This is a genomic window from Stenotrophomonas beteli, assembly GCF_001431665.1.
GTDB classification, from domain to species: Bacteria; Pseudomonadota; Gammaproteobacteria; order Xanthomonadales; family Xanthomonadaceae; genus Stenotrophomonas; species Stenotrophomonas beteli.
Map to the genome: position 1 here is coordinate 14,729 of NZ_LLXV01000038.1, position 24,803 is coordinate 39,531.

The 24,803-nt window shown below is 67.8% G+C and carries 23 protein-coding genes and 1 pseudogene; 11 read left to right on the forward strand and 13 right to left on the reverse strand.

The window, feature by feature from the left end:
* The first annotated feature begins 114 nt into the window (after positions 1-114).
* Positions 115-1,155, forward strand: a complete 1,041-nt coding sequence (locus ARC23_RS09630) for a DUF1176 domain-containing protein (RefSeq protein ID WP_057497032.1) — start codon at positions 115-117, stop codon at positions 1,153-1,155.
* 49 nt (positions 1,156-1,204) lie between these two features.
* Here ARC23_RS09630 and recJ read toward each other — a convergent pair whose 3' ends face one another.
* The gene (gene recJ, locus ARC23_RS09635; RefSeq protein ID WP_057497085.1) at positions 1,205-2,962 is read right to left on the reverse strand and encodes a single-stranded-DNA-specific exonuclease RecJ; all 1,758 of its coding nucleotides are present in this window, start codon (positions 2,960-2,962) and stop codon (positions 1,205-1,207) included.
* 202 nt (positions 2,963-3,164) lie between these two features.
* On the opposite strand from recJ, the pseudogene ARC23_RS21305 reads away from it, so the two are divergent.
* A pseudogene (locus ARC23_RS21305) lies at positions 3,165-3,317 on the forward strand (DUF1176 domain-containing protein); the annotation flags it as partial.
* A gap of 138 nt (positions 3,318-3,455) precedes the next feature.
* Here the strand turns inward: ARC23_RS21305 and ARC23_RS09640 are convergent.
* The 5 genes from ARC23_RS09640 to dapB all read right to left on the reverse strand — a co-directional run bounded on the left by ARC23_RS09640 (position 3,456) and on the right by dapB (position 10,421).
* Entirely contained in the window at positions 3,456-4,373 is a 918-nt protein-coding gene (locus ARC23_RS09640) for a hypothetical protein (RefSeq protein ID WP_057497033.1), read from the reverse strand.
* 4 nt (positions 4,374-4,377) lie between these two features.
* Entirely contained in the window at positions 4,378-4,842 is a 465-nt protein-coding gene (gene greA, locus ARC23_RS09645) for a transcription elongation factor GreA (RefSeq protein WP_170272484.1), read from the reverse strand.
* Positions 4,843-4,850: 8 nt separating this feature from the next.
* On the reverse strand, positions 4,851-8,093 hold the full coding sequence (gene carB / locus ARC23_RS09650) for a carbamoyl-phosphate synthase large subunit (RefSeq protein ID WP_057497034.1): 3,243 nt from the start codon (positions 8,091-8,093) through the stop codon (positions 4,851-4,853).
* A gap of 147 nt (positions 8,094-8,240) precedes the next feature.
* Entirely contained in the window at positions 8,241-9,368 is a 1,128-nt protein-coding gene (gene carA / locus ARC23_RS09655) for a glutamine-hydrolyzing carbamoyl-phosphate synthase small subunit (protein WP_057497035.1), read from the reverse strand.
* 333 nt (positions 9,369-9,701) lie between these two features.
* Entirely contained in the window at positions 9,702-10,421 is a 720-nt protein-coding gene (dapB, locus tag ARC23_RS09660) for a 4-hydroxy-tetrahydrodipicolinate reductase (RefSeq protein ID WP_080393061.1), read from the reverse strand.
* Between the two features lie 90 nt (positions 10,422-10,511).
* On the opposite strand from dapB, the gene ARC23_RS09665 reads away from it, so the two are divergent.
* The 4 genes from ARC23_RS09665 to ARC23_RS09680 all read left to right on the forward strand — a co-directional run bounded on the left by ARC23_RS09665 (position 10,512) and on the right by ARC23_RS09680 (position 12,907).
* Positions 10,512-11,273 (forward strand): 3-oxoacyl-ACP reductase, encoded by a 762-nt coding sequence (locus tag ARC23_RS09665; protein WP_411847906.1) that lies wholly within the window; start codon positions 10,512-10,514, stop codon positions 11,271-11,273.
* Positions 11,274-11,277: 4 nt separating this feature from the next.
* Positions 11,278-11,670 (forward strand): MerR family transcriptional regulator, encoded by a 393-nt coding sequence (locus ARC23_RS09670; protein ID WP_057497038.1) that lies wholly within the window; start codon positions 11,278-11,280, stop codon positions 11,668-11,670.
* A 55-nt stretch (positions 11,671-11,725) separates the two neighbouring features.
* Positions 11,726-12,307: an NAD(P)H-dependent oxidoreductase gene (locus ARC23_RS09675; protein ID WP_057497086.1), complete on the forward strand. Its 582-nt coding sequence runs from the start codon at positions 11,726-11,728 to the stop codon at positions 12,305-12,307.
* A 138-nt stretch (positions 12,308-12,445) separates the two neighbouring features.
* Positions 12,446-12,907 (forward strand): DUF4304 domain-containing protein, encoded by a 462-nt coding sequence (locus ARC23_RS09680; RefSeq protein WP_057497039.1) that lies wholly within the window; start codon positions 12,446-12,448, stop codon positions 12,905-12,907.
* Positions 12,908-13,002: 95 nt separating this feature from the next.
* Here the strand turns inward: ARC23_RS09680 and ARC23_RS09685 are convergent, their stop codons facing one another.
* From ARC23_RS09685 to ARC23_RS09695, 3 genes are read right to left on the reverse strand one after another with little or no spacing between them, the layout of a single operon-like run.
* A complete protein-coding gene (locus ARC23_RS09685) occupies positions 13,003-13,257 on the reverse strand; it encodes a DUF6587 family protein (protein ID WP_057497040.1) in 255 nt (84 codons plus the stop codon).
* Positions 13,257-15,122: a ferrous iron transporter B gene (feoB, locus tag ARC23_RS09690; RefSeq protein ID WP_057497041.1), complete on the reverse strand. Its 1,866-nt coding sequence runs from the start codon at positions 15,120-15,122 to the stop codon at positions 13,257-13,259. The genes ARC23_RS09685 and feoB overlap by 1 nt, the downstream gene beginning before the upstream one ends.
* A complete protein-coding gene (locus ARC23_RS09695) occupies positions 15,119-15,373 on the reverse strand; it encodes a FeoA family protein (RefSeq protein WP_005416370.1) in 255 nt (84 codons plus the stop codon). The genes feoB and ARC23_RS09695 overlap by 4 nt, the downstream gene beginning before the upstream one ends.
* A gap of 119 nt (positions 15,374-15,492) precedes the next feature.
* On the opposite strand from ARC23_RS09695, the gene ARC23_RS09700 reads away from it, so the two are divergent.
* The 5 genes from ARC23_RS09700 (at position 15,493) to yeiP (ending at position 19,066) form a co-directional block, all read left to right on the forward strand.
* A complete protein-coding gene (locus tag ARC23_RS09700; protein WP_057497042.1) occupies positions 15,493-16,281 on the forward strand; it encodes an enoyl-CoA hydratase/isomerase family protein in 789 nt (262 codons plus the stop codon).
* A 2-nt stretch (positions 16,282-16,283) separates the two neighbouring features.
* On the forward strand, positions 16,284-16,685 hold the full coding sequence (locus tag ARC23_RS09705) for a VOC family protein (RefSeq protein WP_057497043.1): 402 nt from the start codon (positions 16,284-16,286) through the stop codon (positions 16,683-16,685).
* Entirely contained in the window at positions 16,682-17,578 is an 897-nt protein-coding gene (locus tag ARC23_RS09710) for a hydroxymethylglutaryl-CoA lyase (RefSeq protein ID WP_049444837.1), read from the forward strand. The genes ARC23_RS09705 and ARC23_RS09710 overlap by 4 nt, the downstream gene beginning before the upstream one ends.
* A gap of 101 nt (positions 17,579-17,679) precedes the next feature.
* On the forward strand, positions 17,680-18,450 hold the full coding sequence (locus ARC23_RS09715; protein WP_057497044.1) for an SDR family oxidoreductase: 771 nt from the start codon (positions 17,680-17,682) through the stop codon (positions 18,448-18,450).
* Between the two features lie 49 nt (positions 18,451-18,499).
* Positions 18,500-19,066 (forward strand): elongation factor P-like protein YeiP, encoded by a 567-nt coding sequence (gene yeiP, locus ARC23_RS09720; RefSeq protein WP_005409468.1) that lies wholly within the window; start codon positions 18,500-18,502, stop codon positions 19,064-19,066.
* Positions 19,067-19,184: 118 nt separating this feature from the next.
* Here yeiP and ARC23_RS09725 read toward each other — a convergent pair whose 3' ends face one another.
* From ARC23_RS09725 to ARC23_RS09740, 4 genes are all read right to left on the reverse strand, one after another.
* Positions 19,185-19,874 (reverse strand): COG3650 family protein, encoded by a 690-nt coding sequence (locus tag ARC23_RS09725; RefSeq protein WP_057497045.1) that lies wholly within the window; start codon positions 19,872-19,874, stop codon positions 19,185-19,187.
* An 83-nt stretch (positions 19,875-19,957) separates the two neighbouring features.
* Positions 19,958-20,350 (reverse strand): nuclear transport factor 2 family protein, encoded by a 393-nt coding sequence (locus ARC23_RS09730; protein WP_057497046.1) that lies wholly within the window; start codon positions 20,348-20,350, stop codon positions 19,958-19,960.
* Positions 20,331-23,480: a multidrug efflux RND transporter permease subunit gene (locus tag ARC23_RS09735; RefSeq protein WP_057497047.1), complete on the reverse strand. Its 3,150-nt coding sequence runs from the start codon at positions 23,478-23,480 to the stop codon at positions 20,331-20,333. Before ARC23_RS09735 ends, ARC23_RS09730 begins: the two co-directional genes overlap by 20 nt.
* Positions 23,481-23,531: 51 nt before the next feature.
* Positions 23,532-24,683, reverse strand: a complete 1,152-nt coding sequence (locus ARC23_RS09740) for an efflux RND transporter periplasmic adaptor subunit (RefSeq protein WP_057497048.1) — start codon at positions 24,681-24,683, stop codon at positions 23,532-23,534.
* Positions 24,684-24,803: the final 120 nt, after the last annotated feature.

The window sequence follows — 24,803 nt, forward strand, 5'->3', positions numbered from 1 at the left end:
GATTAAGAAAATTGAAGGGAGTGCGAAATCGATCACAGATATGAGGGCGTCGGGCGGCTGTTCAGGGCATCGTCCGAGGCGCACCATGTGCGCCCGCTTTCAAAAGGATGTGTCATGCGCCCGCTGTATCTCTGTGCCCTGTTGGCCACGTCACTGCCGGCCGCTGCCGCCCCTTCGGCGACCTTCCCGTTCACCCACCACGACTGGACCCTGGCCTGCGACAACACGCGGACCTGCCGCGCGGCGGGCTACCAGCAGGATGAAGGTGATGCGGCACCAGTGTCGGTGCTGCTGACCCGCGCCGCCGGGCCAGGCCAGCGTGTCGACGCGCAGCTGCTGCTGGGCCAGTACGACGAGCAATCGCCGGAACCCCCGGCGCAGGCGCACCTGCAGATCAACGGCAAGGACCTGGGGCGGCTGCAGCTGCAGGACGGCGCCACCACGCTTTCAGCTGCGCAGACCGATGCCCTGCTGGCCGCGCTGACCCGCAGCAGCCGCATCGTGGTGATCGGCAACGGCCCGCAGCGTTGGACGCTGTCCGACCGCGGCGCCTCGGCGGTGCTGCTGAAGATGGACGAGTTCCAGGGCCGCCTCGGTACCACCGGCGCCCTGATGCGCAAGGGAGATGCAGGCGAAGGCAAGGTGCTGCCGGCACTGCCGGTGCCGGTGGTGACGCTGGCCAAGCTGGCACCGGCGCGACCTGGCGATGCCGCTCTGGCGCAGTCGCCTGCTCTGCGCGCCGCGTTGCGCAGCGCGACGCCGGGCGACGACTGCAGCGCAATCAGCGCCGAGGGCGACCCAATGATCAGCGAGCGGCAGGAACTGAGCGTCACCCGCCTGTCGAAAGACAAGGTGCTGGTGTCGACGCTGTGCTGGCGCGCCGCATACAACGAGGGTTACGGCTTCTGGGTGGCCAACGACAAGGCACCGTTCCAGCCGGTGCTGGTAACCACCTCCGGGACCGACAACGACGGCCCTACCATCAGCACCTGGCAGAAGGGGCGCGGCCTCGGCGATTGCGGCTGGACGGCCGAATGGGGCTGGGATGGCAGGCGTTTCGTGGCGACCAGCGATGCCACCTCCGGCCTGTGCCGGATGGTGACCGCCGGCGGCGCATGGGAAATGCCCACCGTCGTCAGCAAGATCCAGCACTGAGGCACGATGGCGGCCTTGCGCATGCCGATGCGCGAGGCAGCGTAACCGTTCAAGCCGGCAGGCAATGCTCGACGATCAGCTGGATGGCGCTGCCGCCGCGATAGTCATCGCAGGCCAGCCGGTAGGCCAGGTGCACATGGCGGCTCGGCGCATTGCCGTGCCAGCCGCCGAAATGGATCGCATTGATCGTGCCGGGTACGCCCGGCAGCCGCAGTTCCAGCTTCAGATGGCGCTCTTTCAGAACGCGCCAGTTGGCCACTTCGAAATGGCCGTCGAACAGCGGTTCCGGGAAGCCCTGCCCCCATGGACCGGCCAGGCGCAGCGCATCGGCATGGCGATGATCGAGCTCATCCGCCGCCAGTTCGCCGTCGCTCAGCACCTGCTGCTGAAGCGCTGCCGGATCAAGCATTTCCAGCACGACGGCGACAAAGGCGGCCTTGAACTCCTCAAGATGATCCAGGCGCAGGCTGAGGCCGGCCGCCATGGCGTGGCCGCCGAAGCGCTCGATCAGGCCCGGGTGGCGTGCATCGACCAGCGCCAGTGCGTCACGGATGTGCAGGCCGGGGATCGAACGGGCCGAACCACGCAGGGTACCGGCGCCGGGTTCGGCCGGGGCGAAGGCGATCACCGGGCGATGCAGGCGATCCTTCATCTTCGAAGCGACCAGGCCGACCACACCGGGATGCCAGTCGGCATCGAACAGGCAGGCCGCCACCGGTCGCTGGCCGGCCATGTCCAGTACCACGCGGGTCAATGCCTGCTCGGCGTCATCGGTCATCGACTGCTGCACCGCGCGCCGTTCCGAATTGATCTGCTCCAGCGTCTGCGCGATCTCGCGCGCCTGGCGCGGATCTTCGGTCAGCAGCAGCGCGATGCCCAGCGCCATGTCTTCCAACCGGCCCGCCGCGTTCAGGCGCGGGCCGAGTGCGAAGCCGATATCGGCAGCCGTCAGTCGTGCGGCATCACGGCCGCTGGCTTCGATCAGTGCACGCAGGCCGACACAGCCCTGTCCTGCGCGCAGGCGGCGCAGGCCCGCGCTGACCAGCGCCCGGTTGTTCGCATCCAGCGCCACCAGGTCGGCGACGGTGCCGACCGCCACCAGGTCCAGCAGCGTGGTCAGGTCCGGCCCCTTGCCATCGGCAAAGACGCCGGCCTCGCGCATCTGCCGGCGCAGCGCCATCAGCACGTAGAAGATCACGCCGACACCGGCCAGCGACTTGCTGGGGAAAGCATCGCCGTCGAGATTGGGATCGACGATCACGTCGGCCGGCGGCAGCTGCGGTCCGGGAAGGTGGTGGTCGGTGACCAGTACCTGCCAACCTCGCGCCTTGGCCGCGGTCACGCCCGCGTGGCAGGCGATGCCATGGTCGACGGTGACCAGCAGGTCCGGCTGCAGCGCGGCCAGTTCCTCCACCAGGGAAGGTGACAAGCCGTAGCCGTGCACCATGCGGTTCGGCACCGCGTGGAAGACGTGTTGCGCGCCGAGCATGCGCAGGCCACGCACACCGACCGCACAGGCGGTGGCGCCATCGCAGTCGAAATCGCCGACCACCAGGATGCGCTTGTCGTTGGCGATCGCCTCGATCAGCAGGCCCACGGCAGCATCGATGCCGGTCAGCAGCTCGGGGGCATGCAGATTGCCCAGTTTCGGCAGTGCCAGCTCCGGCGTACCTGCGCCACGGCTGGCATAGAGTCGCGCCAGCAGCGGCAGCGTGCCCTCCGGCCAGCTGCCGGGCACGACCGCATCGCGGCGGCGGATCATCGGCGTATCGGAGGAGGAGTGCGCAGCATCGGCGGCAAGGGACATCGGCATCGCCGGATTACGGAAGACCCGCGCATGATACCCCGCCCGGCTTGCCGGGCTCTCCCGATACCTGGGGGGCTCGCGCGGCTGCGCAATGGCGAGGATGGCGAAAGCCCGACGCCGACCGGAGGGCTGCGCCTGCGCCTGAGCGGTATCGCCGTACCAGGCGACCTTTGTCACCCACCCGGCCGAAGATTCTGACCGCGATGACGCTACGCTGCGAGGCCGTTACCGAGGCCGCGGTGTCGGCGATTGCATCTCCGCCAATGACTGGGTGTGGGACGGGGAGCGCTTCGTGAAGAGCAGCGAGTTCACGACGGGCCAGTGTCGCAGCGTGGCGGGCGGGCATTGGCGGCTGCCGACGGTGGTCAGCAAGGTTCGTGAGGCGCCGCTACCTGCGGTAGTGCCGGCCGCTGGCCGGCAACCCCGGCAAACCCTGGGGGTCAGAGCCGTTTTCCGATGTAAAACGGATCCGACCCCGATCGGTCGACCCCGATCAGTCGTGCAGCTGGCGCGGCTTCTTCCAGAACTGCCAGCGCTGGCCGCGGTCCAGCTGGAACTGCAGGCCGTCCTCGAAATCCAGCACCAGCCGCTGCAGCTCGCCACGCTTCAGCGCGGCCAGCAGCGGACGGATCGCATCGTTGCCCAATTGCTGCAATGAACGCAGCTGGCGCAGGTCGACCAGTGCGTCCACCGCCTGCTCGCCATCCACGGCTACACCTGCAGCCTGGGCCAGGCCCTGCAGCAGTGCATCGCGGCTGCGCACCTGCGCGTGCCCGGTGCTGACCGACACCGGCATCACGCCACCGCCCCAGAACCACAGCGAATTGATCGGCTGCTGCCCCTGCGCGGCGCGCTGCTGGTTCCAGGAGTGGTTGTGCAGCAGCACCTGCGCCTCGGTCATCAGCGCGCGCCAGCGACGGCCGCCCTCGCCTTCCGGCAGGTGCGAGAACAGGTCATCGCCCAGCACCTCGTCGGGGCTGTCGAAGTCCGGCAACGCCAGGTCGATCGGCAGGCGCAGGTACCAGCGCGAAGGATCGGGTGCATCAAGCACAAAGCCGGCATCGGCGAACAACGGCTGCAGCACCGGCAGCAACGCCAGGCTGTCGGCCAGGGTCGGCCGCAGCGTTTCGCCGTAGGCCATCATCCGCGCACCGTGCATGTCCGGCACCATGCAGGCCGGATCGGCACGCAGCCAGCAGGCGCCAGCGGCATCGCCGACGTCGCGCTGGCGGGTCAATGCGGCCACCGGCCAATGCGGCGCGGCAACCGTGAAATGGCGCGTCAGCTGCGCGCGTTCGCCCGGTGCGACCTGCACCGTGGTGGCACGGCCGAGCGCACGTGCCACATCGTCCGGCAGCGCAGCCGCGGCAAAGCGGCTGCGTGCAGGCAACAGCAGGGTCGCCGTCGCCACGTGGTCAGTCCACGTAGCTGACGCTGACGATCTCGTACTCGCGCTGGCCGGCCGGGGCGTCGATCACGATCGAATCGCCTTCCAGCTTGCCGATCATCGCGCGCGCCACCGGCGAAGAAATGGCGATCAGGCCCAGCTTGATGTCCGCTTCCAGGTCACCGACGATCTGGTACTTCTTCTCTTCGTCGGTTTCCACGTCGGCCAGGGTCACGCTGGCGCCGAACACCACCTTCGAACCGGCGTTGAGCTTGCTCACGTCGATGATCTCGGCGTGCGACAGCTCGCCTTCCAGCTGCTTGATGCGGCCTTCGATGAAGCCCTGTTCCTCGCGCGCGGCGTGGTACTCGGCGTTCTCCTTAAGGTCGCCGTGCTCGCGTGCTTCGGCGATGGCGGCGATCACCTTCGGGCGCTTGACCGACTTCAGGTGATCCAGTTCATCGCGCAGACGCTGCGCGCCCTTCATCGTGATGGGGGCTCTCATGCATTCAACTCCTTGTGCAGCTCCTGCAGCGACCAGACGGGACCGGTGCCGCGGAATTCCAGTGAATCCACCAGCGCCTTGGCGCCGGCAATGGTGGTCGAGTAGGTGACGCGATGCTGCAGCGCCTCTCGACGGATCGAGAACGAGTCGTTGATCGCCGAACGACCTTCGGTCGTGTTGACGATGTAGACGATCTCGCCGTTCTTGATCGAGTCGACGATGTGCGGACGGCCTTCGACCACCTTGTTGATGATCTCGCAGTCCATGCCGTGCTGCTGCAGCCAGGCGGCGGTGCCACGGGTGGCAACCAGGCTGTAGCCACGCGCCAGCAGCGCCTTGGCCACCGGCAGCACGCGCTTCTTGTCCGGATCGCGGACCGAGACGAAGGCCTTGCCGACCGGCGGTGCCTTGATGCCACCGGCTTCCTGCGCACGCGCGAAGGCGGCGTTGAAGCTGCGGCCCACGCCCATCACCTCACCGGTGGAGCGCATTTCCGGCCCCAGGATCGGATCGACGCCCTGGAACTTGGCGAACGGGAAGATCGCCTCCTTCACCGAGTAGTAGTCCGGCACGATTTCCTTGGTCGCGCCCTGCTCGGCCAGCGTCTTGCCGGCCATGCAGCGGGCGGCGATCTTGGCCAGCGGCATGCCGGTGGCCTTGGACACGAACGGCACGGTGCGCGAGGCACGCGGGTTCACTTCCAGCAGGTAGATGGTGTCGGCACCTTCATCGCTGGTCTGGATCGCGAACTGGGTGTTCATCAGGCCGACCACGTTCAGGGCCTTGGCCAGCTCCACCACCTGGCGGCGCAGCTCGGCCTGGGTTTCAGCCGACAGCGAGTACGGCGGCAGCGAGCACGAGGAATCGCCCGAGTGCACGCCGGCTTCTTCGATGTGCTCCATCACGCCGCCGATCAGGACGTTGCCCTGGGCATCGGCAATGATGTCGACGTCGCACTCGACGGCGTTGTCGAGGAAGCGGTCCAGCAGCACCGGCGAATCGTTGGACACCTTCACCGCGTCGCGCACGTAGCGGGCCAGGTCGGCTTCGCCGTAGACGATTTCCATTGCACGGCCGCCCAGCACGTAGCTCGGGCGCACCACCAGCGGGTAGCCGATCTCGCGGGCCAGCAGCAGGGCTTCCTGGTCGTTGCGGGCAATGCGGTTCGGCGGCTGCTTCAGGCCCAGCTTGTCGACCAGCTGCTGGAAGCGCTCGCGGTCTTCGGCCAGGTCGATCGAATCCGGGCTGGTGCCGATCACCGGCACGCCGTTGGCTTCCAGCGCGCGCGCCAGCTTCAGCGGGGTCTGGCCGCCGTACTGCACGATCACGCCCTTCGGCTGTTCCAGTTCGACGATTTCCAGCACGTCTTCCAGAGTCAGCGGTTCGAAGTACAGGCGGTCGGAGGTGTCGTAGTCGGTCGACACGGTCTCCGGGTTGCAGTTGACCATGATGGTTTCATAGCCATCCTCGCGCAGCGCCAGTGCCGCGTGCACGCAGCAGTAGTCGAACTCGATGCCCTGGCCGATGCGGTTCGGGCCACCGCCCAGGATCATGATCTTGTCGCGGTTGCTCGGCGCGGCCTCGCACTCGTCCTCGTAGGTCGAGTACAGGTAGGCGGTGCCGGTGGAGAACTCGCCGGCGCAGGAGTCCACGCGCTTGTAGACCGGGCGCACCTTGTGCGCACGACGCAGCGCGCGGATGGCCGCTTCGTTGGTGCCGGTCAGCTGCGCCAGGCGCGCGTCGGAGAAGCCAGCACGCTTCAGCTTGCGCAGGCGTGCAGCGTCCAGCGCATCGATGCCACCGGCAGCGACTTCGCTTTCTGCAGCGATGATTTCCTCGATCTGGTCCAGGAACCAGTGATCGATGAACGACAGCGCGTAGATCTCTTCCACGCTCATGCCGGCGCGGAACGCATCGGCGACGAAGAACAGGCGCTCCGGGCCCGGCGCCTTCAGCTCGCGACGCAGGGTCTGCAGGTCGTCTTCGTTGCTCAGGTCCAGGCCGGTCGGGTCGAAGCCGACCTTGCCGGTTTCCAGGCCACGCAGGGCCTTCTGCACCGACTCCTGGAAGGTGCGGCCCATCGCCATCACCTCGCCCACCGACTTCATCTGGGTGGTCAGGCGCGCATCAGCGGCCGGGAACTTCTCGAAGGCGAAACGCGGGATCTTGGTGACGACGTAGTCGATGGACGGCTCGAACGAGGCCGGGGTCAGGCCACCGGTGATCTCGTTCTTCAGTTCGTCCAGGGTATAGCCCACGGCCAGCTTGGCGGCGACCTTGGCAATCGGGAAGCCGGTGGCCTTGGACGCCAGCGCCGAGGAACGCGACACGCGCGGATTCATCTCGATGACGACCACGCGGCCGGTCTTCGGGTTGATGCCGAACTGCACGTTCGAGCCACCGGTATCGACGCCGATCTTGCGCAGCACGGCGATGGAGGCATCGCGCAGGCGCTGGTATTCCTTGTCGGTCAGGGTCTGCGCCGGGGCCACGGTGATCGAGTCACCGGTGTGCACGCCCATCGGGTCCAGGTTCTCGATCGAGCAGACGATGATGCAGTTGTCCGCGGTATCGCGGACCACTTCCATCTCGAATTCCTTCCAGCCCAGCACCGACTCTTCCACCAGCACTTCGGTGGTCGGCGACAGTTCCAGGCCACGGCTGACGATCTCGACCAGCTCTTCGCGGTTGTAGGCGATGCCGCCACCGCTGCCGCCCAGGGTGAAGCTGGGGCGGATGATGGTCGGGTAGCCGACGCGGGTCTGGATTTCCAGCGCTTCGTCCAGGGTGTGGGCGACAGCGGCGGTCGGGCATTCCAGGCCGATCTCACCCATGGCCACGCGGAACAGCTCGCGGTCTTCGGCCATGCGGATCGCTTCGCGCTTGGCGCCGATCAGTTCGACGTTGTACTTCTCCAGCACGCCGTGGTCGGCCAGGTCCAGCGCGCAGTTCAGCGCGGTCTGTCCACCCATGGTCGGCAGCAGTGCGTCCGGCTTTTCCTTGGCGATGATCTTCTCGACCGTCTGCCAGTTGATCGGCTCGATGTAGACGGCGTCGGCCATCTCCGGGTCGGTCATGATCGTGGCCGGGTTGCTGTTGACCAGCACCACGCGGTAACCCTCGTCGCGCAGGGCCTTGCAGGCCTGGGCGCCGGAGTAGTCGAACTCGCAGGCCTGGCCGATGACGATCGGGCCAGCACCGATGATGAGGATGGTCTTGAGGTCAGTGCGCTTGGGCATTTTCTTCTCTAAGTCAGTACAGCGTGACAAGGGGGAGTGATCGCACGCTGTCGATCAGGAATCTCGATCCGCAGCGCCGCGCCAGGGGCAGCAGCGATGCGGGGTTTACGGTCCATCGCGACGCCACCGGGGCCGGCGGCGTACTGATCAGGCCTTGGCCTGCTCCATCAGCGCCACGAAGCGGTCGAACAGCGGACCGACATCGGTCGGGCCCGGCGACGCTTCCGGGTGGCCCTGGAACGAGAAGGCCGGCACGTCGGTGCGGGCCACACCCTGGTTGGTGCCGTCGAACAGCGAACGGTGGGTCACGCGCAGGGTCGGCGGCAGGGTCGCTTCATCGATCGCGAAACCGTGGTTCTGCGAGGTGATCATCACCCGGCCGCTGTCCAGGTCCTGCACCGGGTGGTTGGCACCGTGGTGGCCGTGGCCCATCTTCATGGTCTGCGCGCCCGAGGCCAGGCCCAGCAGCTGATGGCCCAGGCAGATGCCGAAGGTCGGAATCTTCACGTCGATGAAGGCCTTGATCGCCTCGATGGCGTAGTCGCACGGCTCCGGGTCACCCGGGCCGTTGGACAGGAACACGCCGTCCGGCTTCAGCGCCAGCACTTCGGCGGCCGGGGTCTGCGCCGGCACCACGGTCACTTCGCAGCCGCGCTCGGCCAGCATGCGCAGGATGTTGGTCTTCACGCCGAAGTCGTAGGCCACGACCTTGTATTTGGCCGGCACGCTGACGAAGGCATTGGCATCCAGGTCCAGCTGGCCCTCGGTCCAGGTGTAGGTCTTCTCGGTAGTGACGACCTTGGCCAGATCCATGCCCTTCAGCCCCGGGAACTTGCGGGCCGCTTCCAGCGCCTTTTCCACGTCGATGTCGCCGGCCATCAGCGCACCGTTCTGCGCGCCCTTCTCGCGCAGGATGCGGGTCAGCTTGCGGGTGTCGATGCCGGCGATGGCGACCACGCCACGCTGGATCAGCCAGTCCTGCAGCGACACCTGGCTGCGCCAGTTGCTGGGGCGGCGCGGCACGTCGCGCACGATCAGGCCGGCCGACCACACCTTGGACGCTTCATTGTCCTGGTCGGTCATGCCGGTGTTGCCGATATGCGGATAGGTCAGCGTGACCATCTGCCGGGCGTAGGACGGGTCGGTCAGCACTTCCTGGTAACCGGTCATGGCGGTGTTGAACACCACTTCACCGACGGACAGGCCGGGCGCGCCTACGGATTCGCCCTCGAATACGGTGCCGTCTTCGAGGACGAGGATTGCGGCTTGGGTCACGGAAATCTCACTTTGGCTACCGAGGGGGTGCCGAAGTCACGCCTGTGCTTCACGGAAATCCGGTTGCAAAAAAGCGCGGACGTACGGTTCAGGACCGGTCCGGCTTTGGTGATTCGGCGAGTGCGAATTGTAGCGCTGCCGGGGCGCTCGCGCCAGCGGTTATCGCACTTCATGAACAGGCGATTGCGCATTCATTTCAATCCGGCGGCGTATGCGGGCCGGAGGCGGGGTCGGATCCTTCCCGAATGGGAAAGGCTCTGACCCCAGGCGCCCTCGGATGGGGTCAGAGCCCTTTCCGCTGGAAAGGGATCCGACCCCAGGAATCGGCCCGCCTTAGGCCAGCAGATCCCTTACCCGGTAGCTGCCCGGGGCCCGGCCGTGCAGCTGGCGGGCGGCGAACAATGCGCCCCGGGCGAAGATGTCGCGGTTGGTGGCCCGGTGCACCAGCTCGATGCGCTCGCCCGGCCCGGTGAACTGGACCAGATGTTCACCCACGATGTCGCCGGCACGCAGACTGGCGTAATGCGGCTGCGCCCCGCCCCGCTGCGCCGCGGCACCCAGGGTCAGCGCGGTGCCTGACGGCGCGTCCTTCTTCTGGGTATGGTGCGATTCGACGATGTCGCAGTCCCAGCCGGCCAGCGCCTGCGCCGCGCGCTCGACCAGCTCGTCCAGCACCGCCACGCCCAGGCTGAAGTTCGAGGCCCAGACCAGCGGGATGGACGCCGCAGCGGCCTCCAGCGCCTGACGCTGGGCGCTGGAGATGCCGGTGGTGCCCGACACCAGCCCTGCACCCCGCTCCACGCACAGCGCCAACATCGGGTCGAAGCCCTCCGGCAGGCTGAAGTCGATCGCTACGTCGAACACCGGCGCACCGGGCAGCTCGCTGGCCGCGAAGAACGGCACGCCATCGACCACGCGCTGGGCCGGCGCACGGCCGGTCACCGCCGCGACGATCTGCAGGCTATCGGGGTGTTCAGCGGCCAGCCGCAGCAGGGCCTGGCCCATGCGCCCGGAGGCGCCGTGAATGAGCAATCGCAGGGGAGTCTGGTTCATGCCTGCAGGCTAGCGGCAGCACGCCCGCTCCGGCAAGCGCCATCGCTGCTACGCTGCATGCCCTTTCATGCAATGGATGGCAGCTACCTCATGCAGATCAGCGAACAGCTGGTGCTGGTCACCGGTGCCGGTCGCGGCCTTGGCCAGCACATCGCCCGCGCGTTCGCTGCGCAGGGCGCGCGCGTCATCGTCAACTACCACCGCAGCGAAGGCCCCGCACGGGCACTGGCCGCCGAGCTGGGCGGACAGGCGATCGCGCTGCCGGCCGACGTCACCGACCGCGGCCAGGTCGATGCAATGCTGCAGCACGCGCTGGCCCACTTCGGCCAAGGTGTCACCACCGTGGTCAACAACGCACTGGCCGCTTTCTCGTTCAATGGCGACGCCCGCGACGGTGCCGCCGATATCCGCTGGCCGGCCTTCCAGGCGCAGTTCGAGGGCAGCGTGCGCGGCGCGCTGAACACCGTGCAGGCCGCCCTGCCGGGCATGCAGGCCCGCCGCTTCGGCCGAGTGATCAACATCGGCACCAACCTGTTCCAGAACCCGGTGGTGCCCTACCACGACTACACCGCCGCCAAGGCCGCGCTGCTGTCGCTGACCCGCACCCTGTCAGGCGACCTGGGCCCGCATGGCATCACGGTAAACATGCTGTCCGGGGGCCTGCTGCGCACGACCGATGCCAGCGCCGCCACGCCTGAATCGGTGTTCGACTACATCGCCGCCAACACGCCGCTGCGCAGCGTCACCACGCCGGCCGAATTCGCCGATGCCGCGCTGTTCTTTGCCAGCCCGTGGTCGCGCGCGGTGACCGGCCAGAACCTGGTGGTCGACGGCGGGCTGGTGCGGGACTGAGCCAATGCGCATTTCCGAGGTCAGCCGCCTGACCGGCGCCAGCGCCAAGGCCATCCGCCTGTACGAGGCGCGCGGTTTGTTGCCGCCGGTACCACGCGTGAACCGCTATCGCGACTACAGCGAACAGGACGTGGCCTGGGTGCAGCTGATCCGCCAGGCGTTGGCCCTGGGCATCACGCTGGCCGCGGTCTCGCGCCTGCAGGCACCCGATGGCCGGCTCGACTGGCCGGCAGTGCTGGCCCTGCTGCAGCAGCAGCGAAACCGCATTGCCAGCGAGCGGGCGCGGCTGGAGCAGGTCGACCTCGCCCTGCAGCAGGTCAGCGATGAACTGCAGCAGTGGCTGCACTCCGGCAGCAGCGACTGCGTTCTGGCCCCCAGCGGCTGCACCGGCATTTGACTCTGCCCCAGGGGCAGACCGCACCCTCGCGCACTTTCCATTGCCCGAGATTGCCGTGTCCCGTTCCATCCTGATCCTGCTGGGCCATCCTGACCGTGAGAGCCTGTGCGGCGCCCTCGCCCAGCGCTATGCCACGGCCGCCGCGAACGCCGGCCACCGGGTGCGCCTGATCGCATTGGGCGACCTTGAATTCGACCCGGTGCTGCGCCACGGTTACCGACAGATCCAAGCACTGGAAGCCGACCTGCAGGACGCCGCTGACGCGATCGAAGCCTGCGATCACCTGGTACTGGTCTATCCCACGTGGTGGGGCGCGATGCCGGCCCTGCTGAAGGGCTTCTTCGATCGCGTACTGCTGCCGGGCTTCGCCTTCCGCTACCGGCGCAACTCGGTGTGGTGGGACCGGCTGCTGGCGGGGCGCAGTGCACGGGTAATCACGACCCTGGATACGCCACCCTGGTACTACCGCTGGATCTACCGCGACCCGGGCATCACCCAGATCCGCGCCCCCCTCCTGGAGTTCTGCGGCATCCGCCCGGTGCGGGTCAGCCGCGTGGGCGCGGTGCGCAGCAGTACCCCAGCGCAGCGGGAGGGTTGGCTGAGGTTGGCAGCAGAGCTGGGAGCGCGGGCCGGCTAGATCCCGCCACGGGCAAGGCGTGCGAACCAGGGTTCGCACCCACCTGAGTGCGCTCGTTGCGCGTGTCGCATTTGCCAATTGACCTGGAATCACGGCGCATCAAGGCTGTGGGCCCTTCTTCCGGCCCAGGCAGAACGCATGAAATCCGCGACAGTCTTCAGCAGATGTGCAAGGAAGACAGGCTTTGCCGGAACAACGACCACACGCTATCGGTTGCTGGACCGCGCTTCGCTTGTCATAAATCACCAGGCCGCCAGTCACGGCAGGGGCTTCTATGTGAATGCCGGGCTCTACTTTGCAGAGCTGCTTGAGCACCCGCTTGAACCGTGCGACCTCGAGAAGGCCTTCAGGTACCGCACCAGCATTCCCACCCCCCATGTGGACTGGCGGATCGAAGAGACGCCAGGGCTGCGCCGGGTCTTCACCCAGCAGGACCTTCATGACCTGCTCGAAGCTGGCGATCGCAACGCAATGAAGCGCCTGCTGCTCAATGCCCTTGCCGACGTGGCGGGCTTCGCGGCAATCCATGGAAACCGCGCCTCGGTACGGCGGATGCAGCAGGAGGGACGCTTTCGCGCGATCATCCGCAAAGAGGTCTGAACCCGGCCGGCGCTCGTTACATCCACGCCGTGCGTGGATGAACCCCGCACGCGTGCAGACCAAGGTTCGCCCCCACCAGGGCAGGAAAATCAGCGTCAGTGCTGCTTCGGCGGAGACGGCCCGCAGCTGTCGCAACCGCCACAGGCGCCACCACCTCCACTGGCCGGCGGCGCGACCTTGCGCCCCAGCGCCTGCAGCCAGGCCGCGCGCCCCGGCTTCAGCAGGGCCAGCGCCAGCGTCCCGCGCAGCTTGCGCACGGTGCCGGGGAACTGCTTCTTCATTACCACCCAGGCACTGACCAGCACGGCCACCGCGATGATCAGGTACTGGATCAGCAGGCCGGTATCCATCAGCCTCCTCCCAGCGCCCTGGTCACCTGGTAGGTGATGAGCGCCGCCACGTAGGCCGCCGCGAACAGGTAGAACGCCGCGAAGCCCATCTGCTTCCACGAATTGGTTTCGCGCTTGATGGTGGCCAGCGTCGAAATGCACATCGGCGCGTAGATGTACCAGACCAGCAGCGACAGCGCGGTGGCCAGCGACCAGCCGTCGCTGATCAACGGCGTCAGTGCCTGGCTGGCCGCATCATCATCGGCCGCCGACAGCGCATACACGGTGGCCAGCGAAGACACCGCCACTTCCCGCGCAGCCAGGCCCGGGATCAGCGCGATGCAGATCTGCCAGTTGAAGCCCAGTGGCGCGAAGAACACCGCCATCGCATGCCCGATCTGGCCCGCGTAGCTGTAGTCGATGGCCGGCATGGTGGCGCCAGCCGGTGCCGCCGGGAACGACAGCAGCACCCACAACAGAATGGTCAGCGCCAGGATGATGCCGCCCACGCGCTTGAGGAAGATCATGCCGCGCTCGTACAGGCCCACCGCCAGGTCACGCACGTGCGGCAGGCGGTACGACGGCAGTTCCAGCATCAGCGGGTGCTCACTCTTGTCGCGGCGCCATTTCTTCATGATCCACGACATTGCCAGGGCGCTGAGGATGCCGGCGGCGTACAGGCCGAACAGCACCAGGCCCTGCTGGTTGAACACGCCCCACACCGTCTTCTGCGGGATGAACGCACCGATCAGCAGCGCGTACACCGGCAGGCGTGCGGAACAGGTCATCAGCGGCGCCACCAGGATCGTGGCCAGGCGGTCACGCGGGTCCTGGATGCTGCGGGTGGACATGATGCCCGGCACTGCACAGGCGAAGCTGGACAACAGCGGAATGAACGAGCGGCCGGACAGGCCGGCGGCGGCCATCATGCGGTCGAGCAGGAACGCCGCACGCGGCAGGTAGCCGGATTCCTCCAGCACCAGGATGAAGAAGAACAGGATCAGGATCTGCGGCAGGAACACCACCACGCCACCGACACCGGCAATGATGCCGTCGGTCAGCAGGCTGGCCAGCGGCCCTTCCGGCAGCACGCTGCCGACGAACTGGCCGAGCCAGGCAAAGCCGGCCTCGATGCCGTCCATCAGCGGCGTCGCCCAGGCATACACCGCCTGGAAGATCAGGAACATCACCACCGCCAGGCTGATCAGCCCGAACACCGGGTGCAGCAGCCAGCGGTCCAGGGCGTCGTCGATCTTCGCGGTCCGCGCCGGCATGCGCACGGCCACCGACAGGATCTGGCGCACCTTGGCGTGGTAGTCGATGCCCCCTTCCGGGCCCGGCACGGGGGCATCCAGGTGCGGCACCATCGCGTCGAGGCGCTCGACCAGGGCCCTGGCGCCCTGCTTGCGCACCGCCACGGTCTCCACCACCGGCACGCCCAGCTCGCGTTCCAGCGCGGCCACATCCACCTGGATGCCGCGGCGCTGGGCCGCATCAACCATGTTCAGCGCCACCACCATCGGCTTGCCCAGCTCGCGCAGTTCCAGCGCGAAGCGCAGGTGCAGGCGCAGGTTGGTGGCGTCGATCACGCACAGCAGCACGTCCGGCGCCGCTTCGCCCGGGTAGAAGCCCCGGCACAGGTCACGGGTGATCGCCTCGTCCAGGCTGGCCGGATGCAGGCTGTAGGCGCCCGGCAGGTCGAGCACCGCGAATTCACGGCCGGACGGCGCACGCAGGCGGCCTTCCTTGCGCTCGACGGTGACGCCGGTGTAGTTGGCGACCTTCTGGCGGCTGCCGGTCAGCTGGTTGAACAGCGCGGTCTTGCCACTGTTCGGGTTACCGACCAGCGCAACGCGCAGGGGGGCGGTGGTGGCAGTGGCACTCATGCACGTCGTTCCTGGCTGGCGGCGTCGACCACGACGCGCTTGGCTTCACTGATCCGCAGCGCGAACCGGGTGAACCCGACCTGCACCAGCAGCGGCTCGCCCCCCACCGGACCCTTGGCCACCAGGCGTACTTCCTCGCCATTCACGAAACCCAGCTCGCGCAGGCGACGGGCGATGGCATCGTTGGCATGCAGGTCCTGCACGGACTCGACCACGGCCGAGGTATGCAGCGGCAGTTCGGACAGCGTCATCTAGCGTGTTCTCTGCTGGATGTAAATGGTTCTCGATTCTAACATTCCCGCGTCGCGTCATGGCCCATGACCAATGGCCCGCTATGATCCATACAGGTATGGAGTGACCCTGGAATCCCATGAACGATGCTTTGCAGATCGAGCGCCGTGGCGCCGTCCTCACCCTCTGGCTGAACCGGCCGGAGCTGCACAACGCCTTCGACGCCGGCCTGATCGCCCGGCTGACGGCCGCGCTGGAGGCCGCCGGGCGCGATGAAGCAGTGCGCGCGGTGGTGGTGGCCGGCCACGGCGCCTCCTTCTCGGCCGGCGCCGACATGCAGTGGATGCGCGGCATGGCCGCCGCCAGCGAGGCCGACAACCGCGAGGACTCGCTGGCCCTGGCGCGGCTGATGCGCACCCTGGACGAGCTGCCCAAGCCGACCCTGGCCCGGGTCCATGGCGCGGCCTTCGGTGGCGGCGTCGGCCTGGTCGCCTGCTGCGACATCGCCATCGCCAGCAGCTCGGCGCGCTTCGGCCTGACCGAAAGCCGCCTGGGCCTGCTGCCCGCGGTGATCTCGCCCTATGTGATCGAGGCCATCGGCCCGCGCCAGGCCCGTCGCTGGTTCGCCACCGGCGAGCACTTCGATGCCGATACCGCGCTGCGCATCGGCCTGGTCCATCAACTGGTCGAGCCCGAGCGTCTGGACGAAGCGCTGGAGCGCCAACTGGCCCTGCTCGACAAGGCCGGCCCGATCGCCTCGTCCACCGCCAAACAACTGGTGCGACAGGTCCGGGACAGCCATGACCGCGACGCCCTGGATCGCGATAATGCGGCCCTGATCGCGCGCCTGCGGGTCTCCGCCGAGGGCCAGGAAGGCCTGGGCGCCTTCCTCGACAAGCGCGCGCCCCACTGGGTCACGGAAGCCTGAACATGCTCGATCATCTTGGTTTGACCAGCGCCGACCTGGCGCGCAGCAAGACCTTCTTCCTGCAGGCGCTGGCGCCGCTGCAGATCAGCGTGGTGATGGAAGTGAGCGCCGAACAGACCGGCGACCACGACCACGTCGGCTTCGGCAGCGACGGCAAGCCGTTCTTCTGGCTCGGCAATGGCGGCAGCGCCAGCCACGGCGTGCACGTGGCCTTCGCCTGCGCCAGCCGCGCGCAGGTGGACGCCTTCCATGCCGCCGCGCTCGCCGCCGGTGGCCGCGACAACGGCGCCCCGGGCCTGCGCCCGTGGTACCACCCGGAGTACTACGCCGCCTTCGTGCTCGACCCGGACGGCAACAACATCGAAGCGGTCTGCCACCGCCCCGCCGGCGGAGCAGCCGCATGAGCGATTACGTGCGCATCGTCGAGGTCGGCCCGCGTGACGGCCTGCAGAACGAAAAGCAGTCGGTGGCCACCGCCGACAAGATCGAGCTGATCAACCGCCTGTCGGCCACCGGCCTGCGCAGCATCGAAGCGACCAGCTTCGTCAGCCCGAAGTGGATACCGCAGCTGGCCGATGCCGCCGAGGTCTACGCCGGCATCCAGCGCCGCCCGGGCATCCACTACCCGGTACTGGTGCCGAACGAACAGGGTTACGACCGCGCCCGCGCGGTGGGCGTGGAGGAAGTGGCGGTGTTCACCGCTGCCTCCGAGGCCTTCAACCGCACCAATACCAACGCCGGCATCGACGAGTCGCTGGCCCGCTTCGAGCCGATCCTGCGTCGCGCCGCCGCTGATGGCGTGCGCGTGCGCGGCTACGTCTCCACCGTGCTTGGCTGCCCCTACCAGGGCGAGGTGCCGCTGGCCGACGTGGTACGCGTGGCGCGCGCCCTGCACCAGATGGGCTGTTACGAAATCTCGCTGGGCGACACCATCGGCGTCGGCACCCCACGCAAGGCACGCGCGATGCTGCAGGCGGTGGCCGCCGAAATCCCGATGGCCGCGCTGGCCGTGCATTTCCACGACACCTACGGCCAGGCCATCGCCAACATCGCCACCTGCCTGGAAGAAGGCGTGCGCGTGGTCGACAGTGCAGTCTCGGGCGCCGGTGGCTGCCCGTATGCGAAGGGTGCCAGCGGCAACGTCGCCAGCGAGGACGTGGTCTATCTGCTGCAGGGCCTGGGCCTGGACAGCGGCGTGGACCTGCCGGCACTGGCCGAGACCGGCCGCTGGCTGGCCGGCCTGCTCGGCCGTGCCACCGCCAGCCGCACCGGACAGGCGCTCGCAGCGGCCGGCTGAGCACCACGCTGCGCCGCTCCTGCCGGGGCGGCGCAGTGCACAACAGCGACGGTCGCCGCTTCCGTTAGAATCGGCGGTTCTCGAACCTGCAGGACCGTTCAATGCAGCTGTCTTCCGTACGTGCCGTGATCACTGGCGGCGTCTCCGGCCTCGGCCTGGCCGTGGCCCAGCACCTCGTCGCCCAGGGCGGCAAGGTGGCCCTGTTCGACCTCAACGATGACAAGGGCGCTGCCGCCGTCGCCGGACTGGGTGCCGACAAGGCCCGCTATTTCAACGTCAACGTCAGCGATGAAGCGGCGGTTGCAACGGCCATCGACCTGGCCCACGAATTCCTCGGCGGCCTGAACGTGGCGATGAACTGTGCCGGCATCCTCGGCGCCGGTCGCGTGCTGGGCAAGGAAGGCCCAATGCCGCTGGCCGGCTTCCAGGGCACGGTGATGGTCAATCTGGTCGGCAGCTTCAATGTCGCCAAGGCCGCCGCCAACCGCATGCAGCACAACGAGGCCGGCATCGATGGCGAGCGCGGGGTGATCATCAACACCGCCAGCATCGCCGCCTATGAAGGCCAGATCGGCCAGGCCGCCTATGCCGCCAGCAAGGGCGGCGTGGTGTCGATGACGCTGCCGATGGCACGCGAACTGTCGCGCTTCGGCATCCGCGTCAACACCATCGCCCCAGGCGTGTTCTGGACACCGATGGTCGACGGCATGCCTGAGGCCGTGCAGCAGTCGCTGGCCGCCTCGATTCCGTTCCCGTCGCGCCTGGGCAAGCCGGAAGACTTCGCCAGCCTGGTCGGCTTCATTCTCGGCAACACCTACCTCAACGGCGAGACCATCCGCCTGGACGGCGCTACCCGCCTCGCTCCGAAGTGATTCCCCCCGGGCGCCGGGACGGCGCCCTCCCCCAACGACCTAGATCACCATGAAAGCCAACGACATCAAGAAGGGCAACGTCGTCGAGTACAACAACGGCGTGTACCAGATCCGCGACATCGAGCGCAGCTCGCCGCAGGGTCGCGGCGGCAACGTCCGCTTCCGCTTCATCATGTACAGCGTGCCGGGCGGCAACAAGCTCGATGCCAGCTTCGATGCCGACGACAACCTGGTCGAGGTCGAACTGCTGCGCCGCCAGTCCACCTATTCGTACAAGGATGGCGACGCCTTCGTGTTCCTCGATGACGAGGACTACACCCCGTACACCCTGGATGCGGACGTGATCGGCGACGACGCCGGCTACATCACCGACGGCCTGACCGGTATCTACGTGCAGGTGATCGACGAGCAGCCGGTGGCGATCCAGCTGCCGGCCTCGGTGGTGCTGGAAGTGATCGAGACCCCGCCGGAACTGAAGGGCGGCACTGCCACCAAGCGCCCGAAGCCGGCCAAGCTCAACACCGGCATCGAGATCATGGTGCCGGAGTACATTGTCAACGGCGAACGCGTGCTGGTGAACACCGCCACCGGCGAATTCGCCGGCCGTGCCGACTAAACGCCCTGCGCTGAACGGCCGCCTGTCCCTGCTTGCAGCGTGCTCGCCGCAGGCAGCGGCAGCGCATCGGATGTAGCGGTCGTGTAGAGCCGAGCGTGGGCTCGGCTCTACAGAGGGCTTACGGCTGCCTTGTGCCGAAATTGCCGCAACCGTGGTACTGGCGGGTGCCAATGGTCAGGTTCACCTTGGCCTCGAACGCCTCACCGCTCATATCATCCTGGCAAGTGGTGCGCTGGAAGCTGAGCTTCACGTCGGTGCCATCGGACGCCTTGCCACTCCAACCGTCTGCACCTGCGGTAGGCGCGGCCACGTCGAAGCGACGCTCGCCGTAATCGACTTCGACCTGCAGCCCCGGCGTGTCGCCATCGACGACCGCCAGCCAGCCCGGCTCGTTACCGGTGGCACGGAAGGCGGCATTGCCGGCACTGCCATCGCCTTCAGTGGCTTCGACCGCATGGCACTCGCGATCGGCTTCGCCCTTCAGGCTGAGCAGGCCGTCATCGCTGCCCTTGGTCCAGAAGCTGTTGCCCTGGCCATCACCGTACTTGGCGCCGGATGCCGCGCGCTCGGAGGTCATGGTGAAGGTACGGTCGCCGATCACTACCGTGGCTGCATCCTCGCCATTGAAAGTCGCGCGCACGTCCAGATCGCCACACTTGTAGGCGGTCTCGCTGCCGCCTCCGGTACTGGCGCTCGGCTGCGGCGTCGCAGGCGGGGCGTCGCTGCCGGCGGTGGGGGGCTGGACCGGCTGGCACGCGGCCAGGACCAACCCGAGGGAGGCTGCCAACAGACTGGGAACTACACGCATGGCTCGACTCCTTGTCGACACTACAGAGACGCTCGACCCTACCACCTTGCAGTGAGCACGGCCTGAAAGCGGCCTGACCGCACTCACCCGGCCAGCACCGCCATCGACAGCAACCGGGCGCCGCTGTCTCCGGAACTGCAGGTCCAGACCCGCAGCAGGCGCAGTTTCAACTCGCGCTCCTGGCCCTGCCAATGCACCGACCCGTACACGTCGCCGGACCGCAACGCCAGGCGGCCACACAGCAGCGTTTCCACCGCGTGCAGGCGCAGGCTCCGCACCTGCAGGCCACCGGCCCGCCACGCCCCCAGCCACGGCAGGTCGAGCATCCGGCCGCCGTGGCCATCCATCACGAACAGGGCCGGCGATAGCAGCGTGGCCAGCGCGTCGTGATCATTCTCCAGCAGTGCCGTGCACAGGCGCTGCTCCAGCGCCATCAATTGGGGTTCGTGCAGATCTTCAACGCTGTTGCGTTCCATCCACGGTTCCTTCCGGCATCGGCCGGCGCCTGCGCAGGCGCCGCGCGATCGATTGCCGCGCGCCCTGCACCACTACATAGAAGACCGGCACGAAGAACACCGCCAGCAGGGTCGCGCTGACCATGCCGCCGAACACGCCCGTTCCGATCGCCTGCTGGGTTTCCTTCGACGCGCCTTGCGCCAGCATCAGCGGCACGACGCCCAGCGCGAATGCCAGCGAAGTCATCACGATCGGCCGCAGGCGAAGGCGTGCCGCCTCCGACGCCGCCTCGACCAGGCCCCGGCCCTGCTGCTGCAGCTGGCGAGCGAACTCAACGATGAGAATCGCGTTCTTGGCCGACAGGCCAATCACGGTGATCATGCCGACCTTGAAGAACACGTCGTTCGGCATGTCACGCAGCAGCACCGCCGCCACCGCGCCGAGCAGGCCCAGCGGCACCACCAGCATCACCGACAGCGGGATCGACCAGCTTTCGTACAACGCCGCCAGCACCAGGAACACCACCAGCATCGACAACAGCAGCAGCCACGGCGCCTGCGCGCCCGCTTCACGCTCCTGCAGCGACTGGCTGGTCCATTGCAGGGCGAAACCGGCGGGCAACTGCCGGGCCAGCCGCTCCATCTCGGCCATGGCCTGGCCCGTGGAGGTGCCCGGCGCCGGTGCGCCCGAAAGGTTCAGCGCGGGGAAGCCAAGATAGCGCTGCAACTGCAGCGGGGCTTCGGTCCAATGCGGAACCACCAGTTCGGACAATGCCACCATGCCGCCCTCGCTGTTGCGCACGTAGAGCTTGAGCACGTCGTCCAGCTCCATCCGGTGCGGCGCATCGGCCTGCAGGATCACCTGCTGCAAACGACCCTTGTTGGGAAAGTCGTTGACATACTGTGACCCCATCGCCGCTGACAGCGTGCTGCTGATGTCGGCAAAGCCAACCCCCATCGCCTCGGCCTTGGCCCGGTCGATGTCCAGGCGCACGCTGGTGCCTGCGGGCAAGCCATCGGCATGCACCTCCGACAACAACGGGCTGGCCCCGGCCAGCGTCAGCAGCTGCTGCAGCGCCGCGCGCAGCTCGGCCTGGCTCTGCCCGGTCCGCGCCTGCAATGCCAGCGAGAAACCGGAGGATCGCCCCAGGCTGTCGATGGCCGGCGGCATCACGCTCATCACCTCGCCCTCGCCCACCGCAGCCATCGCCTTTTGCGCCGCCTCCACTTCGCCGGCGGCGGTGGCCCCTGCGCGCTCACCCCAGTCCTTCAGCATGGTGTAGGCCAGCGCTGCACTCGGGCCGGAACCGGAGAAGCTGTAGCCCAGAATCGACTGGTTGGAGGCGATGCCCGGCCGGGATCCGACATGCCGCTCGTAGGCTTCCACCACCGCCAGCGTGCGCTCGGCAGTGGCTTCGGCAGGCAGCTGGATCGAGGTCATGAAGTAGCCCTGGTCCTCTTCGGGCAAAAACGCGCCCGGCAACCAGTGCAGCCCCAGCAGCAGGGCCGCCACCAGCGCCCCGAACACCGCCATGACCCGGCCGCTGCGCTTGAGCACCCCGGCCACGCCGCGCTGGTAACGCCCGGTCATCCGTTCGAATGCACGGTTGAACCTGCCCAGCAGCCCACCGCGGCCAGGGTGGCCGGGATCGGCCTGGCGCAGCAGTGTCGCGCACAACGCCGGGGTCAGGCTCAATGCCAGCAGCGCCGAGAACAGGATCGATACTGCCATCGCCACGGTGAACTGGCGATAGATCGCGCCCACCGAACCACTGGAGAACGCCATCGGAATGAACACCGCGGTCAGCACCAGGGTGATGCCGATCACCGCGCCGGTCAGCTCGCGCATCGCCTTGATCGTCGCCTCGCGCGGCGGCAGGCCTTCCTCGGCCATGATCCGCTCGACGCCCTCCACGACCACGATCGCGTCGTCAACGATGATGCCGATCGCCAGCACCATGCCGAACATGGTCAGCACGTTGATCGAAAAGCCCAGCGCCAGCATCACCGCGAACGTTCCCAGCAGCGCGATCGGCGCAACCAGGGCAGGAATCAGCGTGTAGCGCCAGTTCTGCAGGAACAGGTACATCACCGCGAACACCAGCAGCATCGCCTCCAGCAGGGTCTGCACCACCTTCTCGATGGAGATCTTCACGAACGGCGCGGTATCGAACGGAATGCTCGATTCCACGCCGCGCGGCAGCAACGGCGCCAGCTCCGCCATCCGCTCCCGCACTGCGGTGGCGGTACGCACCGCGTTCGCGCCCGGGCGCAGCTGCACACCGGCGGCGGTCGCCGGATGGCCGTCCTCGCGCGTTCCCCAGGCGTAGCTCTGTGCGCCCAGTTCGACACGCGCGACGTCGCCCAGCACCACCTGAGAGCCATCGGCGCCGGCGCGCAGCACGATGGCGGCAAACTGCTCCGGCGTGGACAACTGCCCGTCCGCACTCAGCGGAACCGTGATGCGCTGCCCGGCAACGCCCGGCGAATCACCGATGCGCCCTGGCGAAATCTCAAGGTTCTGTTGCTCGATGGCGGTGGCCACATCACCGATGGTCAGGCCGTAGCCGGTCAGCCGGGCCGGATCCAGCCACACCCGCATCGCCTGCTCGGCGCCGAACAGCTGCACGCGGCCGACACCCTCGACGCGGCGCAGCTCTTCGATGATGTTGCGCGCCATGAAATCACCGAGCGCCGCCTCGCTGACGCTGGCGTCGGGCGAACGCAGGCCCACCAGCATCAGGAAACCGGAATCGGCGGCCTCCACGAACAGTCCGTTCTGGCGCACGCTGCGCGGCAGCCGCGGCTCGATCGACTTGATCCGGTTCTGCACATCCACCTGCGCCAGCTCCGGGTCGGTACCCGGCTTGAACGTGGCGGTGATCGAGGCCTCGCCGGAAGTGTCCACCGACGACTCGAAGTACAGCAGGTGCTTGACGCTGGACAGCTCGCGTTCGATCAGCCCAACCACCGCATCGTTGAGCGTCTGCGGGCTGGCGCCCGGATAGCTGGCATAGATGCTGACGCTGGGCGGTGCCACCGACGGATAGCGCTCCACAGCCAGGCGCGGTATCGCCAGCACGCCGGCCAGGATGATGAAGATCGCCAGCACCCAGGCGAACACCGGGCGATCAATGAAGAAACGTGCCATGTTGGAAATTCCTGGAGAGGCGGGCCCCGGAGGAGCCGGCCCTGGAAAGGCTCAGCCGTTGCTGCCGGCCTGCGCGTCGGTGCTGGTGGCGGCGACCGGCAACTGCCAGTCACGCGCATCGACCACGACGCCCTCCTGCAGGCGCTCCTGGCCCTCCACCACCACCTTCTCGCCCGCCTTCAACCCATGCCGGACCAGCCACTGGCGGTTGACGCTGCCGTCCACCTCCAATGTGCGGATCACCGCTTTGCCATCTGCGCCCACCACCCAGGCGTAGGCCTGGCCGCCGGCACTGCGCAGCACCGCCTGCTGCGGCACGGTCAGCGCGCTGGCCGGCGCACCACGCGGCACCCTGGCACGCACATACATGCCCGGCAGCAACTGGCGCTGCGGATTGTCGACCAGGATCCGCAGGATCACATCGCCGGTGCGCGCATCGACATTGATGCCCGAGAACAGCAGCTGGCCACGCTCCGGCAGTGCCTTGCCGGCCGCGCCGATGATGGTGACCGGCAGCTCGCCGCCACCGGCGGCACTGCGTTGCAGCAACTCCAGCTGTGCGGCGGGTTGGCGCACATCGACGTAGACCTGATCGATCTGCTGCACCACCGCCATCGGCTCGGCGTCGGCCACGCCGACCAGCGCACCTTCGGTCACCAGCGCCTGGTCGATGCGGCCGTCGATCGGCGCGCTGACCGTGGCATAACGCAGATCAAGCTGGCGACGGGCGAGGATCGCGCGCGCTTCATTCACCGCGGCGCGCGCCTGCTCGAACTCGGCGCTGGCATCGTCGCGATGCTGCTGGCTGACCGCCTGCGCCGCAGCCAATGCCTGCAGCCGCTGCGACTGCAGGCGACTGCGGCCAAGCGCCACCTCGCTACGCTGCAGAGCGGCGAGCGCCGAATCGACGTCGGCACGGAACGCGGCCGGGTCGATCTGGAACAGGGCCTGGCCGGCACGCACTTCGGCCCCCTGCTCGAACAGGCGGCGCTGCACGATGCCGCCCACCTGTGCGCGGATCTGCGCGGTACGCACCGCGGCGACGCGCCCGGGCAGTTCGTCGTCGCGCTGCACCAGCCGCGGGGCGACGGTGACCACGCCGACGCGCGGCGCCGCTTCCGGAGTGGGCTCGGGGGAGGAACAGGCCGTCATGGCCAGGGTGAGCGCCGCGATCAACGCGACCGGCGTCCTGAAGGTTCTCATTGCTGTGCACAATGCCGCGCAGGCGGCTGAAAGGTTCTGAAGAACGCAGTGTGCGGGGTGATGATGGGGTTTCGATGGAGGAAGTGTGGAGATACGATGGAGGCAAGCACCTTACGGCCC